We start from the raw sequence: 18,759 nt of genomic DNA, 5'->3' as shown, positions 1-18,759 counted from the left end.
TCAAGAACCTCGCAAATATATCCGCGAAAGCGCCAATAGAACCGAGAAAACCGCCAATAGAACCGAGAAAACCGCCAATAGTAGACGACAAGTCGCAAATATATTCAAAAAGGGATAAATAGGTTTATGTTTTAGTATTTGAATCGCGGCCCTTGGCACAAAAAAATAGGGAGTGTTGCTATTTCCCTTGAAGGCGCAGCTTGTTAGATGCCTTGCTTCAGTTGTTGATTCAAATAATGCGCCTGCTGAATTGCTTGCAGGTCGCTGCTAATTGTGCCAGGCTTACGTGCTTCTCCAATAAGATAAGAATAAAATTCGATGCCTAAGAAGTCGAATGTGTACTGACATTGCTGAATAAGTGGCAAGCCTTTAATACGTGGTTGGTCGCCACCAACTGCGATAACTACAGCCTTCATCGTTTTTAAATGCGCTGTAACATTTGGATAGCGTGTGTCACGGATGGCATGGCTAAAGCGGTCAATCACATTTTTCATTGTGCCAGACATACTGTACCAATAAATCGGCGTTGCTAAAACAAGCATATCGCTTCTTAAAATTGCCTCCAACACCTTTGTATAATCATCGTCGACAGGATGAAAGCCTTCAGGTGTATGACGCAAATCTTCAATTGGCTTGATGTGAAGGTCTTTTAACTGAATTGCCTCATAAGGTAAATCCTTTAACGCTAAATGAGCCAATTCTTCACTATTGCCATCATTTCTTGTACTGCCTGTTAATAGTAAAATTTTCATCTACATACCCCTTTTTCATGTTATCTGAAAGTAACTATCCTAACAAGCTATAGCTTTTCACATAAATGTAGTATATGCTAAAAAGATTATTGTATTGACGAAATTACTAGGAAATTTCAAATTTAAAGGACATGAAAGGATGCGTCAATGAAACCGTTATATTATTTTCATCCACTGGTGTGGATTATTTTAAGTGGCACTATTTTCACGCGAATTGCTAGCTTTATGACAATGCCATTTTTAGCGATTTATTTACATAATGTGCATCATGCATCGCCGATATTAATTGGTTTTACAATAGGTGTCGCGCCACTCTTTGCGACATTTGGTGGTTTTTTAGGCGGTTACTTAACGGATCGCTTTGGTCGTAAAATTGTTATTATTATAACAATTTTTGTTTGGGGAAGCGTGTTCTTTGGCTTTGCATTAACGACTTTTGCACCAATATTTGTTCTTTTAAATGCCATAAATGGGCTATGTCGCTCCTTTTTTGAGCCTGCAACACAGGCATTAATGATTGATTTCACAGAAAATGAGAAGAAGAGACGGTTATTTTCGGTACGCTATACAGCCATTAATATTGCGGCGGTTATTGGACCGTTAATTGGGGTAATGATTTCGACTTTAGCAAGCCCGGTTATTCCATTTGTTGTGACGGGTGTTATGTACAGTGTCTATGGCTTGTTTTTACTTAGCATACTAAATAAATACGAGATGCGCCAAAAGCGATTGGAGAACGGGAAAAATATTAAGGTCATTTTACATGTTGTTTTCTCTGACTATAAACTATTGTTATTTTTAGCTGGTGGTACATTGATAGGTTTGGGCTATGCCCAGTTTGATTCAACATTACCACAATTTATCCAACTTACATTAGAGGATGGTGTGAAACTTTATTCATTACTCATTTCATTGAATGCAGTTGTTGTTTTAATTTTACAATTACCAATCAGTATATTGATGGAGAAAATTTCAATTTTAACATCGCTTATTATTGGTATCATTTTCTTTGCATTCGGCTTAATGATGTTTGGAATAGCGAATGCGGCTTGGTTATTTATTGTAGCGTTAGTTATTTTTACGATTGGTGAAATCTTCACTTTTCCTATGATGAATGCTGTTATCGAAGAAATTGCACCTGAAACCCAGAAGGCTACTTATTTAGGAGCATCGCAATTAAAAAACATCGGAGGCTTTATAGGGCCTGTGTTAGGGGGCTGGTTATTAACTCATTTTCAAGGTCAGCTATTTTTCATCATCGCATTACTTGTGTTAGTAAGCATCCCATTTTATAAACGTGCATTTCATTTACCAAATAGCTGATAAGTGATTTTAAAATTTCCGTATAATGAGGTTGTCCGAAAGCAGGCTAGTGTGCCGCTCTCAGACAATCTTTTTTATATATTTTCTAACGAGATAACAAAACCAATTGCATACGGGGTCTGCCTGTAAATTAGCAAGCATTCCTTGTAAAATGGCTACGCGTGGATGAGGGGATTGTAACTGCTCAGTAATAATTGTTACTGAGTCTTGCAGCAATTCATCATCTAAATAAGAGCGTAAAATCCCTGCTTCCTGCAAAATGTTCTCTAATGTAACTAGCGGGTCTGCTGTTGTATGCAGGGCAACCATTTCCTTTGTAATAAAAGGCGTTTTTGTATGCATTGCAATAATAGTGGTTTTCTCTACAAGTGTTTTGGCAAGCGCTTGTAAGTCATAAGGATAATCGCTAGCCTTTTGAAACATATGCTCTGCATAGCCAGAGATAAAGCCGCGAACAATGATAGCTAAATCATAAACATGCTGTGCTGATTGGGGATAAAGCTCTAGCAAAATGTTTTCAATTAGCTTGTTCATCATCCGATCGTAATGCGCCATTTTTTGTATCAGCTCTTCACTCATAAACTGCGTATGCTCTTTGAAAAAAACAGAGGCTAATATGATATGCTCCTGGACGATTGAAAATGTATAATAATAGTAATTATAAAGCTTTTGTTCAGGGTTTTGGCCTTCATTGACTGATTGGTCAATTCGCGATGCGACATCTTTCACAAAATAGTCAATAATTGCGATAATAAGCTCATCTTTTGACTTGAATGATAAATAGAAGGCTCCTTTTGATATGCCACAAGCATCTGTTATTTGTTGAACGGAAGTAGCGTCAATCCCTTTAGCAGCAAAGAGTTGTGCGGCCGTTTCTAAAATAAGTTGCTTTTTTGACATAATTTTAACCACCTTTCTTAATTGACAACTGACTGATTAGTCATTATTATAGGATTTGTGAAAAAAAGTGTCAAGGAAGGGTTGGTATAAACGTGCGTTCTTTAGTGAATTTTGTTGTAAAAAACAAATTAGCTGTATGGTTATTAACGATTATTGTTACCGTTTCAGGTATTTATTCAGGAACTAGAATGAAGATGGAGTCAATTCCAGATATTTCGATTCCATATTTAATTGTAGTTGGTGTTTATCCAGGTGCAACACCAGAGCAAGTAATGGATGATTTATCCATTCCATTTGAGAAAAAAGTGGAAAGCTTAGAGGATGTGAAATCGGTATTTTCAACCTCATCATCTAACGTTTCGCAAGTACAAATAGAGTATGATTATGGCGTTGACATGGATGAAAAGAAGCGCCAATTAGAGTCTGCTTTAGATGATGTGGTATTGCCAGAAGGAGCACAAAAACCTTCTATTATGGCAATCAGCATGAATATGATGCCTGTTGCTGCACTATCAGTGAGTAGCTCAAAAGAGGATATTGTAGAGCTTACTTCAACAGTTGAAGATATTTTACTTCCTAAAATCAACAAAATTGAAGGCGTTGCATCAGCTTCAATTACAGGTCAGCATATTGAACAGGTTTCATTCAAGTATGATGAAGCAAAGATGGCTGAGCTAGGCTTGACTGAAGAAACTGTTAAGCAAATGATTCAAGCGAGCGATATGGCATTATCGCTAGGTTTATATGAGTTTACAGTAGGTGAGCAAGCTGTTTCTGTAGATGGTAAAGTAAAATCGGTTGATGAGCTAAAGGAGCTACTTATTCCGGTTACGCCATCAGAAACGAATCCATCTCCATTTGTTCGCTTAGGTGATATTGCGACAATTGAAGTGGAAGGTAAAGTACAATCCATTTCACGCACAAATGGTGAAGATTCTATTGGTCTTCAAATAATTAAAGCACAAGATGCAAATACTGTAACAGTAGTAAATGCAGTAAAAGATTTAATTGAAGAAGAAACGAGCAAAATTGATGGTTTAATTATTGATATATCGCTTGACCAAGGAAAACCAATTGAAGATTCTGTATTTACAATGATTGAAAAAGCGGTATTCGGTGGTGCGATTGCCGTATTAATTATTTTACTATTTTTACGTGATTTCAAATCGACGATTATTTCGATTATTTCAATTCCGGTTTCTGTATTTATGGCATTGCTATTATTGAACTGGATGGATATTACGTTAAATATTATGACTTTAGGTGCGATTACAGTGGCGATTGGGCGAGTGATTGATGACTCCATCGTCGTCGTTGAAAATATTTATCGACGTATTCACTTAAAGCAAGAGAAATTAACAGGTCGCGCTCTTATTCGTGAAGCGACAATTGAAATGTTCAAGCCAATTTTCTCATCTACATTAGTAACCGTAGCGGTATTTGCTCCACTTATTTTTGTAGGTGGTATGATTGGTGAGCTATTTATGCCGTTCGCATTAACGATGACATTTGCTCTAGGGGCTTCACTGCTCGTAGCAATTACAATTGTACCAGCGCTATCTCACTACTTATTCCGCAAAAAAATATATGGTGAGAAAGTAGAAAGCCAACATAAAGAGGCTGGCAAGCTAGCATTATGGTATAAAGGCATATTAGAAAAAGCATTAAATCATAAAATTATTACGTCAACAATTGCAATTTTAATGCTTGTTGGTTCACTAGCATTAACACCATTAATTGGCTTTAGTTTCCTAGGTTCGCAGGAAGAGAAGGTTATGTATTTAACTTACACTCCAGCTACAGGTGAGCTGAAGGATGAAACTGAGGAAAATGTAAAAATTGTTGAACAGGAATTATTGAAGCGCAAGGATGTCGAGATTGTGCAAATTTCGATTACGGATGCTGAAAGTGCTGACCCAGCTACGATGATGATGGGTGGCGCTGGTGGTGGGGCATTAATGTATTTAATTTTTGACCCAGATATGAAGGATTTCCCTGCTGCTCGTACGGAAGTAGAAGATTATGTGTTTAATATCGGGCAGAGCGGTGAATGGAAGTCACAAGATTTTGCTTCAATGAGCATGGGCTCTAATGAAGTAAGCTATACATTGTATAGTGAAAACCTTGATAATTTACGTACATCAGTTCAACAAGTAGAGGACGCATTGCGTACAGTTGATGGCTTGGAAGATATTAAATCAGACAATGAAAACCCTTATGTAGAGCATGTTTTAAAAGTAGAACAGCAAAATGTTCTTCAATATGGCTTGACGACAGCTCAAATTGTGATGGCTCTAGCGCCACAAGGGACAACTGAAACATTAACGACTGTCGAGCATAACGGTAAAGATATTAATGTAATTGTAAAGCGCGAAGCCAAAGCTGCTGCTAAATCAATTGATGATATTTTAGCGACAGAAATTCCAACTGCACTAGGTACAACAATGAAAATTGGTGATTTAGTAGAAGTGGAAGAAGGAACTACTTTAAATTCATTAACTCGTTCAAAAGGTGAATATTTCGCAACAGTCAGCGCGAAAATTACCGACAATGATATTTCAAAGGCTACTACGGCGGCTGATAAAAAAATTGATGAATTAGATTTACCAAAAGGTGTAACAACAGGCGTTTCTGGTGTTGCAGCAGATATGGAAGAAGCGTTTACGCAATTAGGTATTGCGATGCTTGCTGCGATTGCGATTGTCTACTTCATTCTTGTTGTGACATTCGGTGAAGGTTTAGCACCATTTGCGATTTTATTCTCATTACCATTCGCGGTAATTGGCGCATTTGTTGGTTTATTCGTAACAGGTCAAACAATTTCAGTATCAGTTATGATGGGGCTACTCATGTTAATTGGTATCGTTGTCACGAATGCGATTGTCCTAGTTGACCGTATTATCCATATGGAACGCGACGGTATGACGATGCGTGAGGCAATTTTAGAAGCTGGTATGACACGTTTACGCCCAATTTTAATGACAGCAATCGCGACAATCGGTGCAATGTTACCAATGGCATTCGGTAGCGCAGGCGGCGGTCTGATTTCAAAAGATTTAGCAATCACAGTAATCGGTGGTTTACTATCTTCAACATTATTAACATTAGTAGTTGTACCGATTGTGTATGAATTACTTTCAAAAATGCTGAAGAAGAATCGTAAAGATATTGAGACGAATTAAAAGGGGATTGATGTCCAAAAAGCGTGCTGAGGCACTGCTTTTTGGACTTTTTGTTTATGTTTTATGAAAAAATGACTTTCCACCAACTAGTTCGAAAAAACCTGGATTAAAGTTAGTCGAGGTGCAATTTTTGTATGAAAGGTATCTTCCTTTAAGAGGACGGTCTTGATTTTCCATTATATATGCATTTCTTATGGCAACAATAAATAGGAAATGGTATCGTAGTAAAAAAGGAGGAGAGGTTATGGAGCATTATCATATTGCCATTATTGGAGCTGGTCCCGGTGGCTATGTTGCAGCGATTCATGCCGCGAAGAGCGGCTTAAAGGTGGCGCTGATAGAAAAAGATAAAGTCGGTGGTGCTTGTTATAATGTTGGCTGTATTCCTTCAAAAATTATGCTAGAGCATAGTAAATTAGTGCAGGAAATTCGCCGCGGCACGGATTGGGGCATCACAGTGCCGACAATCGATATTGATTTTCCTAAATTAATGCAGCGTAAAGATGCCGTTGTAGCAGAGCTATTAGATAATATCGAAGGCTTTATTGAAAGCGCCCAAATTACGATGTATCGTGGGGAGGCAAGTGTGACAGCGGAGCGTAAAGTGATGGTAGGTGAGCAAGCGCTTACAGCTGACAATGTGATTTTAGCAACAGGTAGTCGTCCATTTGTGCCGCCTTTTAAGGGAATCGAAACCGCAAGTTATTATACGACGGACACATTTTTCGGAGTGAAGGAGCTACCTAAGCAACTAACAATCGTTGGCGGTGGTGTCATCGCAATTGAAATGGCCTTTGCATTAGCGCCAATGGGAACGAAAGTGACTGTATTAAATCATAGTAAAGATATTTTACAAACAGAGGAACCTGATGCGCGACCTTTAATTCGTCAACGTATGGCACAGCTAGGCATTGAACTTGTCACAGATTTCACATTTGAAGAAATTCGCAGCAATGAAATACATACATCTATAGGAACATACGTATATGACCACCTTTTATTTGCCACAGGTCGCCGTCCAAATACACAAATTGCAGAAGCTTTGGAATTAAAAATGGACGGTCGCTTAATTGCGGTTAACAATCATTACGAGACGAGCATTCCAGGCATTTTTGCGATTGGTGATTTAGTTGGTGGCTTCCAATTAGCGCATTCTGCAAGTGCGGAAGGTGCGCATGCAGTAGATTATATTTTAGGCAAGCATCCGCGCGCTATTAACCAACAGGAAATTCCGCGCTGTGTCTACACACACCCTGAAATTGCAACATTTGGAATGCTAGAGCACGAAGCACCAGCAGACGCAATCGTTACAAAAATGTACTTGCCGACAAATGCTAAAGCATTGCTTGAGGGAAATATACAAGGCTTTATGAAATTTGTAGCAAGCCCTGAAGGTGATATTTATGGAGCCTGTGTCGTTGGAGATGGCGCTACGGAAATGATTAATGCTATGCTTGCATGTAAAATTACAGGTGGCTCTGTCAAAGATTTAGCCCGCATGATTTTCCCACATCCAACAGTAAGCGAGCACATCGGTGATGCGGCACGCGCTGTCTTTGGTAAAGCAATTCATTTGAAATAATAATAATAGTTTGGTATATTGAAATTTAGGTGCCAAACCTATGTAAAGCTCAGGCTTTACAACAGAAGCCTCCACTAACAGCACGGATTTGCTGGGAAGCTTCTGCAAGAGAGCAGGGAGATGAGCCCCTGCTCGTTTTTATTTCTCCTCAAAATCTTGGCCTAGTGAAATAGGTCACTACAGCCATCATGTAAAAGAAGAAATTCGACATGATTAGTACAACTAAAAAATCATATTGCAAAAAGAATGCCTGTATTAAAATTGTGAAGGAAATGGCTAAAATTAAAGCATGTTTAAGTTTCCCTTTCTTGCTAAAATAAGTTTGGAAAATAATAAAAGTAAAAGTCAGAAAAATCGGGAAATAAAAATTCGCTAAGTCTTGAAGAAAAGCCATCTAATTCCTCCCCTTCATCTTTAATTTAACTTCTTTAAGGGAAACATTTTTCACAGGAAAGCTCACTTTGTCATGAGCATTCTCTGCTTTAACTACAATTAAAGTGTGTATGCCTAATAAAAAAATGTTTCTTTCTGTAAAAAGCTAATGAACAACCGTTGTTTATGTAATTAACATACTTGTAATTTACTGTAATTATAAGTGTGTTTATTTTAATTGTCCAATCAAATTCTTTCGTTTTGGCAGCGCATTAAAATAAAGCTCCTCTATCGCAAAAGGAGAAACACCGTTAAAGTTGGTGTTTCTCTCATTCTCAAAGAAGGCCTACACTCTTTTCATCCGAGTTAACCCTGTACCAAAACACCATCAAAAGCGTTAAATAAGTCGGCAATTGCACGGCTTATTTAACGCTTCGAAATGATTTAAGTTTCTCGTAAATCCCCGCCATGCGCTTTTCTTCCCCAGCAATAACAGGCTTATAAAATTCTGTGCCAACAAGTTCATCAGGTAAATATTGCTGATTGACCCAGCCTCCAAATGTGCCAATCGGTGTGTCGTGCGGATATTGATAGCCGACATGTCCAAGTGCTTGAGCCCCTGCGTAATGAGCATCTTTCAAATGGTTTGGGATTTCCCCCGTTTTCCCTTCATGAATGGCTGCTGTGGCAGCATCAAGTGCTTGATAGGCAGAATTTGATTTATCGCTTAAGCACATTTCGACGACAGCGGCAGCGAGCGGGATACGTGCCTCGGGTAGCCCAAGCTTCCCAGCGGCGTCTGTGGCAGCGTTAATATGTGCACCGACTGCTGGATTAGCAAGCCCAATATCCTCATAGGCAATGACAAGCAAACGACGACAAACAGCTACTAAATCACCAGACTCTAATAGATGCGCTAAATAATACAATGCGGCATTTGTATCGCTCCCGCGAATGGATTTTTGCAAGGCGGATAATAAATTATAAAAATGAGAGCCGCCCTTATCCCCATAGACACCGATGCGTTTTGCTAAATGTTCTATTGCGCGGTCGTTTAGCACTGTTACCCCATCCGTTTCATCGGAGGCGTAATAAACCGATTCCAATAAGGTTAATGCTTTACGCGCATCGCCGTTACTTGCTTCTGCTATTTTTTGTAGCTGCTCGTTCGTAGCGGAAACGCCAAGCTTTCCGAGACCCCGCTCCTCATCTGTTAGCGCTTGTTGCAATAATGCACTGACATCCTCAATTGTTAAGCGTGTGAGCTGTAAAATTTCTCCACAGCGTGAACGGATAGCGGGGTTGACACTATGAAAAGGATTTTCGGTTGTCGCTCCAATTAAAACGATGGAGCCATTTTCAACATGAGGAAGTAATGCATCTTGCTGCAATTTATTAAAGCGATGGATTTCATCTAAAAATAAAATAACCTTGCCTGACATTCTGGCATCCATCACTACTTGCTCGATATCGCTTTTTCCTGCTTGAGTGGCATTTAAAGCGAAAAATGGCAGCTTTGAGCTACCTGCAATTGCGCTAGCAATGGATGTTTTGCCTACACCAGGTGGTCCATATAGCAGTATGGATGGCACGTGACCATTTGCAATCATTTTATAAAGGGCACTTCCCTTGCCAATAATGTCCTGTTGTCCTACAATTTCGTCTAAATTACGTGGTCGCATTTTATAAGCTAAAGGTTCATTGTGCATGTATACCACCAACTTTCTACGTCTATCATCATTTTATCACGTACGGATTGAAGCTTCACTTTATAATAGTGTATTTTCAATTGGAAGGAAAGTAGATACTTCAAATAGAATTTGTATGAATGAAGTCGAAATTTGGATGCATTTCCGAGTGGAATAACAGGAAATGTGTTATAATTAACCGAATGAATGGACTAGAAAATTAGAGGTGTTATTATATGAAGATTTCTACAAAAGGTCGATATGGCTTGACAATTATGATTGAATTAGCGAAGCATCACGGAGAGGGACCGATACCACTTCGTCAAATTGCGGCTGAAAAAGATTTATCTGAAGCATACTTGGAGCAGCTTGTTTCGCCGTTACGCAATGCAGGTCTAGTAAAAAGTGTGCGAGGCGCATATGGCGGCTATATGTTAGCAAGCCCACCAGTTGAAATCTCCGCTGCGGATGTGATACGTGTGCTTGAAGGGCCAATCCAACCAGTAGAAGGTATTGAAGATGAGGAAGCACCACAACGCGAGCTGTGGATGCGTATTCGTGATGCAGTGAAAAATGTGCTTGATACGACAAGTTTAGAAGACTTAGCACAATATACAGAGGTATCCCCTACAGACGGCTATATGTTTTATATTTAAGGAGTTTACAAAATGACAACAATTTATCTAGATTATGCTGCAACGACACCGATGCTAAAAGAAGTGATTGTTGAAATGAATGCTGCAATGGAAACGGTGTACGGCAATGCATCAAGCATACATACCGCTGGCCGTGAAGCGCGCAAAGCATTAGATGCAGCAAGGGCTATTTTAGCTCAACAGCTAGGTGCAACGGCAAATGAAATTATTTTGACGAGCGGTGGAACAGAGGCGGATAATATGGCAATCTTTGGTGTGGCCTATGCACGTCAGCACGAAGGAAAACATATTATTACGACAGAAATTGAACATCACGCTGTACTACATGCGTGCGAAAAATTAGAGCGTCAAGGCTTTAATATAACTTATTTGCCTGTTGACGAAACAGGACGCGTTGCCGTTAGCGATGTTGAAAAGGCGTTGACAGATGAGACGATTTTAGTAACAATCATGTATGGCAATAATGAGGTTGGTACATTGCAACCGATTGCCGAAATTGGTAAGCTACTAAAGCAGCATTCTGCGACTTTTCATACAGATGCTGTACAAGCATTCGGCTTAGAGAAAATCAATGTTGAGCAATTACAAGTTGATTTATTAAGTGCCTCTAGTCATAAAATCGGTGGACCTAAAGGGATTGGTTTGCTTTATGCAAGAGCAGGTACGAAAATGGACAGCTTGATTTATGGCGGCTCGCAGGAGAAAAAGCGCCGAGCGGGAACTGAAAATATTCCAGCAGTTATCGGCTTTGCCAAGGCAACACAGCTAGTAGTGGAAACGCAGCAGCAAACACGACAAGCATATAACCGTTATAAAGAGCTATTAATTGAAGAGTTTACGAAGGCAAATATTGGATTTACAGTAAATGGTCATTCGGAATATATGTTACCGCATATTTTCAATGTAACATTGCCAGGCACAGATGTAGAATCATTTTTAGTCAATTTAGATATGGCAGGTGTTTTTGTGTCGAGTGGCTCAGCATGCACAGCTGGTTCCATCGACCCATCCCATGTGCTTGTTGCAATGTATGGCAAAGATTCAGCAACACTTCGTAGCTCCATCCGTTTTAGCTTTGGTCATAACTTGAATGATGAGCTTGTACGTGAGGCTGGCAAACGCACAGTAAATATTGTCAAACGACTTGTGAAATAATAAATGCTTCGCGCCTTTTACGCGACAGGGTTTTAAATGAAAAGGTGATATCAATGACAGAAACAAGGAATCCGTCTGAAATTCGAGTAGTAGTTGGGATGTCAGGAGGGGTCGATTCATCAGTTGCTGCTTATTTATTAAAACAGCAGGGCTATGATGTAATCGGTATTTTTATGAAAAACTGGGATGACACAGATGAAAACGGTGTATGTACAGCTACCGAGGATTATGAAGATGTTATTGCTGTATGTAACCAAATTGGCATTCCATATTATGCAGTGAATTTTGAGAAGCAATATTGGGACAAGGTATTTACCTACTTCCTTGAAGAATATAAGGCAGGGCGTACGCCAAATCCAGATGTGATGTGTAATAAAGAAATTAAGTTTAAGGCGTTTTTAGAACATGCGATGAACTTAGGGGCAGATTATTTAGCGACAGGTCACTATGCGCGTGTTGAGCGGCGTGATGGAGAAGCGGTAATGCTGCGCGGTGTTGATAGCAATAAAGACCAAACTTATTTCTTAAATCAATTATCGCAAGAGCAGTTAGAGCATGTGATGTTCCCAATTGGTCATTTACCGAAGCCAGAAGTGCGTAAAATTGCGGAGGAAGCAGGACTTGCAACGGCGAAAAAGAAGGATTCTACAGGTATTTGTTTTATCGGGGAGCGCAATTTCAAGGAATTTTTAGGTCAATATTTACCCGCACAGCCCGGGAAAATGGAAACATTTGATGGTCAAGTGATGGGGCAACATGATGGATTAATGTACTATACATTAGGTCAGCGTCACGGTTTAGGTATTGGCGGTGACGGGGAACCTTGGTTTGTATTAGGGAAAGACTTGCAACGCAATGTATTATATGTTGGGCAAGGCTTCCATCATGAGGCTCTTTATTCAACGGCATTATCTGCTGTAAAAATGAATTTTACATCACAAAAAGGGTTGGCAAAAGAATTTACTTGTACAGCAAAATTCCGCTATCGTCAGGACGATTCACCTGTAAAGGTGGAGCTGCGTCAGGATGGCACTGCTTATATCGAGTTTGCGGAGCCGGTACGTGCTATTACACCGGGACAAGCGGTTGTCTTGTACGATGGAGATGTATGCCTAGGTGGCGGAACAATTGACGAAGTATTTAAAAATAGTGAAAAACTAACATTTGTAGGGTAAAGGCTGCTGTTAAAGCGGTCTTTTCCCTTTGGGGGAGATAGGCAATGAATTTTAACGAGCAAGGCATTCAAGCCTTTCAGGAAAAAAAATATGAGGAAGCGGCACAGTTTTTTACACAGGCGATTGAGACAGAGCCAAATGATGCACTTGGCTACGTCAATTTTGGCAATTTATTAGCCGTATTGAACGATATAGAACGAGCAGAGCGATTTTTTCAAAAAGCGATTACGGTTGATGAAAAATCAGCTACCGCTTATTATGGCTTAGCAAATTTATATTATAATGCAGGGCGTTATATTGAAGCAGCAAAGCTTTATCAAAAAGCGATTGAGCATGGCATTGAAGGGGCAGATGCTTTTTATATGCTTGCTAAATCATTTGAGCGTGAAGAACAGCCTAAGCTGGCATTGCCGTATATGCAGCGTGCTGCGGAGCTTGCGCCAACAGACTTGCAAATTCGCTTATCTTACGGTATTTTACTATGCACGCTAGAAATGTTCGATTTAGCAAAAAATGAATTGCAGTTTGTGATTGACGAGGATTGGAATAATGCAGATGCGCATTATAATTTAGGTGTGCTATATGCGGTTTCGACAGAGCAAACCGAGGATGCGCTCTATCACTTAAAGCAAGCGTTCACATTGCAGCCTGAATTTGACCAAGCGAAATATATTTATGATATGGTTAGCCAGCGCTTTAATTAAATGAATAGCACCCGCTCTTTTTCAGCATACTACTCGAAAAAGGGCGGGTTTTGTTATGTTAACAGAAAAACAGCTATTAAAATTGCGCAAAATGCTACTTGTACAAAAAGATGAGGTAATGAAACATTTACTTGCTAATGAGCAAACGAGCTTGCGTGATTCTGTAGATGAATTATCTACGCTAGCGAATCATCCAGCTGATTTGGGAACGGAATTATTTGAGCGTGAAAAAGATATTAGCCTTCATGCCCACCGCCATGATGAGCTTGAGCAAATTGAAAAAGCGCTTGCTCAAATGGAGGAAGGAACATACGGCGTTTGTGTCATTTGCAAGCAGCCGATTGACTACGACAGATTATGTGCAATTCCTTTTACCAATGTTTGTATCGAGCACAGTGAAGCTGTCGAAAAAATAACAGCACAGCCTGTTTTACATCCTTTTCACGATGAAGGAGTAAATGCTCTTGAAATTGCGATGGAACAAGGTAATTTGGATGCATATGACAATCAGGAAGTAGCAGATTATATTGATGTGGAAGAGCTAGCTATAGAGAAGAACGTGGAATAAAATGAAATTAATTTAGAGAGATAAGAAAATCATTTTAAAATTTAGGAGGTTTTTTTACCTTTTCAAGAACGATAATATTTCTAACTAACAGCAAGTAGGGGCGACCAAAAGGCGGTGCTATGCACGCTTTTTAGTCGCCCTATTTTATTATGGTTGGCTAATGACCGCATCCAATTTATAGCGCTTATTAAATTCGTCAACGAAAACCTCTAAATCGATGGCCACAATAATGTACGGCTCACTTTGATAGTCGCGCAAATAGCTGCATGTTGCTTTCAATGATTTCGAAAACTCTAGAAGCATTAATTCATTTTCTAGGTGAACACGTATTTCCTGTGTTTTATTGCGTAAATTAATTTTGAAGTAGCGCTCTTCAACAATGCGCTCTAAGTTTGTATCATCAAATGGAAAAATTAAATTTTGATATCGAATATACATATTTGTTAGGCTTCCTTTCAATTTTACTTATTACAATATTGTACAACCTCTTGATATGCTAAGTTGCCACCGAAAATATCAAGTGCTGAGCCGATTGTAATATGGAGTTTCCCATTTGTAATGGCTTCGAATTTTTGCAAATCTGCCAGTGAACGAATACCGCCTGCATAGGTTGTAGGGATTGTTGTCCATTCAGCTAAATCACGCACTAAATCTTCCTGCATACCTCCGCGTTTTCCTTCTACATCTACCGCATGAATAAGCAGCTCATCACAATAGTTTTCAATCATCTGGATGGATGCAGCATTTACTTCAAAATCGCTAAATTTTGTCCATTTATCCGTCACTACAAACCATCTCCCATTTCGGCTTCGACAGCTTAAATCTATGACTAAATGCTTCTTACCGACAGCTATGACAAGCTCGTTTAATCGTTCTAAGTCGAGTTTACCATCATGAAAAATATAAGAAGTAACAATCACATGGGAGGCGCCTGCCTCAATAAAGTGAGCAGCGTTTTGCGCTGTAATGCCGCCACCAATTTGCAGTGCATTTGGGTAAGCCTGCAATGCTTGTAATGCGGCCGCTTCATTGCCTGGACCTAGCATTATTACGTGCCCGCCAATTAAATTGTCTTGTTGAAATTGCTTGGCAAAATAGCCAGCATCATACTCTGAAACGAAATTCTCGATAACACTTTGGTCGGCATAACCGAGTGTACTGCCGACAATTTGTTTTACTTTCCCATCGTGTAAATCAATGCACGGTCGAAACTCCACCGTCATCACAGTCCTTCCCAAAAAAATTCTATATGTCTATCATACCATTGGAGAGGAATTGAACATAGTTAAAGATAGAATGTTCGTGCGGTAGAATATGAAAAAAATGAAGTATAAGGTGAATAGGAACGAGCAATAAATTATGCTAAACTAACGATATAAAGTGAAAGTGTAATTAATGGCAATGCTACATATTTGTTAGTTTTCATCAATCGAACGCATTTTGCAGTTAAACTTCCGCTTGTGTTTTTCAATTGATTCCGCATTGACGGACAGTAAGCCTCCCGCTCCAAGACTTAAGTGAAAATATGCTAAAGGATAAGTGAGGGATTAACTGCCCGTAAAAGCCCGATTGGCTCAACTAACAATCAGTGGAGGATGAGGAAACTCCCCACCGATTGAAGCTTTACTTTATTTAAGCCCTGAGATGGGGCTTTTGGGTTGAGATAATAATTTCAACAATCAATATTAATGCAGAGGAAAGGGGCGCAAACTGGTGGAGAACTTAAATTTATTTGAGCTAGAAAAACGCTTTGTACTAGGTCGCCCAATCGTCTCTATTTTTCATAATGCTACAAATATGTATTCTATCATACGTGTGAAAATTCAAGAAACAAATTTAGCTTATGAAGAAAAGGAGATTATCGTTGTTGGCTATTTTCCGCCGCTGTCAGAGGATGAGCTTTATCGCTTCACAGGCAATATAAAAACACATCCCAAATACGGAGTACAGTTTCAAATTGAGACATTTGAAAAGGAAGTACCTGCTACGGAACAGGGTGTTATTCAATATTTATCAAGCGATTTATTTATAGGGATTGGTCGTAAAACGGCTGAAACAATTGTTGAAAAGCTTGGTGTCGATGCATTGAAAATAATTATGGATAATCCGAGTGCACTCGATGTGATTCCGAGATTATCTGACGAAAAAAAGCAAACAATCGTTGACGTAATCGAACAAAATTTAGGCTTAGAGCGTGTGATGATTCAATTAAATGAGTGGGGGTTCGGACCGCAGCTCGGCATGAAAATTTATCAAACATATCGCGAGGACACAATCACTCTATTGACAGAAAATCCGTATCGTTTAATCGAGGAAATAGAGGGAATTGGCTTTGGACGTGCCGACGATTTAGGCTCAAAGCTCGGCATTACAGGCAATCACCCTGACCGCATTAAAGCAGCTATTTTTCATGTTTTAACAGCAGCCGCATTATCCGATGGGCATGTTTATTTAGAGGCGGAGCAGGTGCTGCCGACAGTTAAGTCAATGCTAGAACAAAGCCAGCGAGTTGAAATCCCATTTGAGGCAATTTCGCAGGCTTGCATTGAAATGCGTGAGGAGAGCAAAATTTGTGGTGAGGAAACGCGCATGTACTTACCATCACTCTATTTTAGTGAGGTGGGCATCGCCTCGAAAATCTTAGAGCTTGTAGCGAACAATAAGAAGCAGTCGCATTTTTCTAAGGATGAAATTTTAAAGGCAATTGGCGAGCTAGAGGAGCGTGATGGGGTACAATATGCACCTTCGCAAGTCGCAGCAATTGAGTGCGCTTTGCAAAATGCGGTAATGATTTTAACAGGTGGACCGGGTACAGGTAAAACGACTGTTGTGAAAGGGCTTGTAGAAGTATATGCAGAGCTACACGGCCTGTCGCTTGACCCAAAAACATATGCTAAAAAAGAAGAGCCATTTCCTATTATATTAGTAGCACCGACAGGACGAGCCGCCAAGCGTTTGGCTGAATCTACCAGCTTACCTGCAATGACAATTCATCGTTTATTAGGATTCACAGGTCAGGAAAAAGAAGAGGAAACAGAGCGTGAAATCACAGGACGTCTTGTCATTGTAGATGAAATGTCAATGGTCGATACATGGCTTGCGCACCAGCTACTCAAAAGCTTAGCAAAAGATGTCCAAGTGGTTTTTGTTGGTGACCAAGACCAGTTACCGCCAGTTGGGCCGGGGCAAGTATTGAAGGACTTATTAACATCAAAGCAAGTGCCAACTGTGGAATTAACAGATGTTTACAGGCAAGCAGAGGGCTCAACGATTATTGATATTGCCCATCAAATTAAGCAAGGTACAGTTCCGCCCACAATAACTCAAAAAACAGCAGACCGCTCCTTTATCCAAGCATCGACTGAGCAAATTGTGAGCGTTGTCACACAAATTGTCAAAAGTGCAACGGCAAAGGGTCAGGCGATACGTGATATTCAAGTGTTAGCACCAATGTACAAGGGACCAGCAGGCATTGATGCATTAAATAAGCAAATTCAAGAGCTTGTTAACCCGAATGACGGCACGCGTAAGGAGTTAGCATTTGGCGATACCGTTTATCGCATTGGTGATAAGGTGCTACAGCTTGTCAATCAACCAGATAGCAACGTATTCAATGGTGATATGGGGGAGGTTGTTGCGATAATAAAGGCAAAAGAAACGGTGGAAAAGCAAGATTTGCTCGTTGTCTCATATGACGGGATTGAAGTAACGTATCAGCGCGGTGACTTAAATCAAATAACATTAGCATACTGCTGCTCCATTCATAAATCACAAGGCTCTGAATTCCAAACGGTTATTATGCCAATTGTACGCGGTTACTCGAAAATGCTGCGTCGCAATTTATTGTATACAGGCATTACGCGAGCAAAAAACTTTTTAATTTTGTGCGGAGAGCCAGATGTGTTAGCACAGGGCTTAATGAAAACGGATGATTTACAGCGTTTTACAAGCCTGACTGCCCGATTAAATCCAATGGATGAAGAAATTGTTGAAGTAATTGCTGAAGCACAAGAAAGCTATACAACATCTACGCCACCTATTTTAAATGCAGAAACAGCTCCCTATATTCATCCGTTGATTGGTATGGAGGGCATCGCACCATCAGATTTTATGAAATAGGGAATACTTGTCTTGGACGTAACGACATACTCGAATGAATCACTAAAAAATCTAGTCAATGCGTTGACAGCATATCAACTATTGCATATAATTTAGGCATAATAAAAACAAAACGATGATGGAACAAGTAGGCTTTAATGAATGTTTAGAAAGAGATTTCCAGGCTGCAAAAATCTCCATACATTATCGCTGAACAGCTACTCCAGAGTGCAACTAATCCTTGCCGTTTGCTTACGTTACAGGCACTTGAGATATAAATTGCTGCTAAGTAGTTTATAAATTAGGGTGGTACCGCGAAATAATGTCTTCGTCCCTTTTTGGGATGAGGGCTTTTTTTATGTTCATTCAGCAGAAAGCTCCCAGCTCCACAGATGTGAGATGAAAGCATTTAATTCAGTATGTGGTACGAAACTCACTGATAAAGAAGAGCCCAATCTAAGAACATCGCATACCAAGATAACGACTAAGTGACCAACTTCATGTAGGCTTAAGCCTTCGGTGGATGTTAGGGGGGAAAAGGAATAAATTGTGCAAGTACAATTCAAAATCCCGATGCGTAATTGGTTTAAATTGAGTAAATCAT

The 18,759-nt window shown here is 39.7% G+C and carries 14 protein-coding genes; 9 read left to right on the top strand and 5 right to left on the bottom strand.

Features of this window, described 5'->3' with window-relative positions; all coding sequences use genetic code 11:
* Window positions 1–203 precede the first annotated feature (203 nt).
* Window positions 204–752: a flavodoxin family protein gene (locus tag MHH70_RS05095; RefSeq protein WP_066171485.1), complete on the bottom strand. Its 549-nt coding sequence runs from the start codon at window positions 750–752 to the stop codon at window positions 204–206.
* Window positions 753–899: 147 nt separating this feature from the next.
* Here MHH70_RS05095 and MHH70_RS05090 point away from each other — a divergent pair, with 147 nt between their 5' ends.
* Window positions 900–2,075, top strand: coding sequence for an MFS transporter (locus MHH70_RS05090; protein WP_107942436.1), 1,176 nt, complete (start codon window positions 900–902; stop codon window positions 2,073–2,075).
* Window positions 2,076–2,135: 60 nt separating this feature from the next.
* On the opposite strand, the gene MHH70_RS05085 is transcribed toward MHH70_RS05090, so the two are convergent.
* The gene (locus MHH70_RS05085) at window positions 2,136–2,975 is read right to left on the bottom strand and encodes a TetR/AcrR family transcriptional regulator (protein ID WP_066171480.1); all 840 of its coding nucleotides are present in this window, start codon (window positions 2,973–2,975) and stop codon (window positions 2,136–2,138) included.
* Window positions 2,976–3,067: 92 nt separating this feature from the next.
* Here MHH70_RS05085 and MHH70_RS05080 point away from each other — a divergent pair, with 92 nt between their 5' ends.
* Together MHH70_RS05080 and lpdA are read left to right on the top strand one after the other, a co-directional pair.
* Window positions 3,068–6,157 carry an efflux RND transporter permease subunit gene (locus MHH70_RS05080; protein WP_107942437.1) on the top strand — a complete coding sequence of 1,030 codons (3,090 nt, stop codon included), beginning with the start codon at window positions 3,068–3,070 and terminating at the stop codon, window positions 6,155–6,157.
* Window positions 6,158–6,401: 244 nt separating this feature from the next.
* Complete coding sequence (gene lpdA, locus MHH70_RS05075; protein ID WP_342472714.1) at window positions 6,402–7,739, top strand: dihydrolipoyl dehydrogenase; 1,338 nt, start codon at window positions 6,402–6,404, stop codon at window positions 7,737–7,739.
* Window positions 7,740–8,533: 794 nt separating this feature from the next.
* Here lpdA and MHH70_RS05070 read toward each other — a convergent pair.
* Complete coding sequence (locus MHH70_RS05070) at window positions 8,534–9,820, bottom strand: replication-associated recombination protein A (RefSeq protein WP_342472713.1); 1,287 nt, start codon at window positions 9,818–9,820, stop codon at window positions 8,534–8,536.
* Window positions 9,821–10,035: 215 nt separating this feature from the next.
* Here MHH70_RS05070 and MHH70_RS05065 point away from each other — a divergent pair, with 215 nt between their 5' ends.
* From MHH70_RS05065 to MHH70_RS05045, 5 genes are read left to right on the top strand one after another with little or no spacing between them, the layout of a single operon-like run.
* Window positions 10,036–10,455: an Rrf2 family transcriptional regulator gene (locus MHH70_RS05065; protein ID WP_066171459.1), complete on the top strand. Its 420-nt coding sequence runs from the start codon at window positions 10,036–10,038 to the stop codon at window positions 10,453–10,455.
* Window positions 10,456–10,467: 12 nt separating this feature from the next.
* The gene (locus MHH70_RS05060; RefSeq protein WP_342472712.1) at window positions 10,468–11,610 is read left to right on the top strand and encodes a cysteine desulfurase family protein; all 1,143 of its coding nucleotides are present in this window, start codon (window positions 10,468–10,470) and stop codon (window positions 11,608–11,610) included.
* 53 nt (window positions 11,611–11,663) lie between these two features.
* Window positions 11,664–12,785 (top strand): tRNA 2-thiouridine(34) synthase MnmA, encoded by a 1,122-nt coding sequence (gene mnmA, locus MHH70_RS05055; protein WP_342472711.1) that lies wholly within the window; start codon window positions 11,664–11,666, stop codon window positions 12,783–12,785.
* A 44-nt stretch (window positions 12,786–12,829) separates the two neighbouring features.
* Window positions 12,830–13,489 carry a tetratricopeptide repeat protein gene (locus MHH70_RS05050; RefSeq protein WP_107942442.1) on the top strand — a complete coding sequence of 220 codons (660 nt, stop codon included), beginning with the start codon at window positions 12,830–12,832 and terminating at the stop codon, window positions 13,487–13,489.
* 55 nt (window positions 13,490–13,544) lie between these two features.
* Window positions 13,545–14,057 carry a TraR/DksA C4-type zinc finger protein gene (locus tag MHH70_RS05045; RefSeq protein ID WP_342472710.1) on the top strand — a complete coding sequence of 171 codons (513 nt, stop codon included), beginning with the start codon at window positions 13,545–13,547 and terminating at the stop codon, window positions 14,055–14,057.
* A 147-nt stretch (window positions 14,058–14,204) separates the two neighbouring features.
* Here the strand turns inward: MHH70_RS05045 and MHH70_RS05040 are convergent, their stop codons facing one another.
* Both MHH70_RS05040 and hisA read right to left on the bottom strand, forming a co-directional pair.
* Window positions 14,205–14,495, bottom strand: a complete 291-nt coding sequence (locus MHH70_RS05040; protein ID WP_066171443.1) for a hypothetical protein — start codon at window positions 14,493–14,495, stop codon at window positions 14,205–14,207.
* A gap of 23 nt (window positions 14,496–14,518) precedes the next feature.
* Window positions 14,519–15,274: a phosphoribosylformimino-5-aminoimidazole carboxamide ribotide isomerase gene (hisA, locus tag MHH70_RS05035; RefSeq protein WP_107943085.1), complete on the bottom strand. Its 756-nt coding sequence runs from the start codon at window positions 15,272–15,274 to the stop codon at window positions 14,519–14,521.
* 493 nt (window positions 15,275–15,767) lie between these two features.
* On the opposite strand from hisA, the gene MHH70_RS05030 reads away from it, so the two are divergent.
* A complete protein-coding gene (locus MHH70_RS05030) occupies window positions 15,768–18,176 on the top strand; it encodes an ATP-dependent RecD-like DNA helicase (RefSeq protein ID WP_107942444.1) in 2,409 nt (802 codons plus the stop codon).
* Window positions 18,177–18,759: the final 583 nt, after the last annotated feature.

It is taken from the genome of Metasolibacillus sp. FSL H7-0170 (assembly GCF_038593115.1).
GTDB lineage: Bacteria > Bacillota > Bacilli > Bacillales_A > Planococcaceae > Metasolibacillus > Metasolibacillus fluoroglycofenilyticus.
The sequence above is the reverse complement of the archived record's forward strand: the minus strand, read 5'-3'. Positions and strand labels throughout refer to the sequence as shown.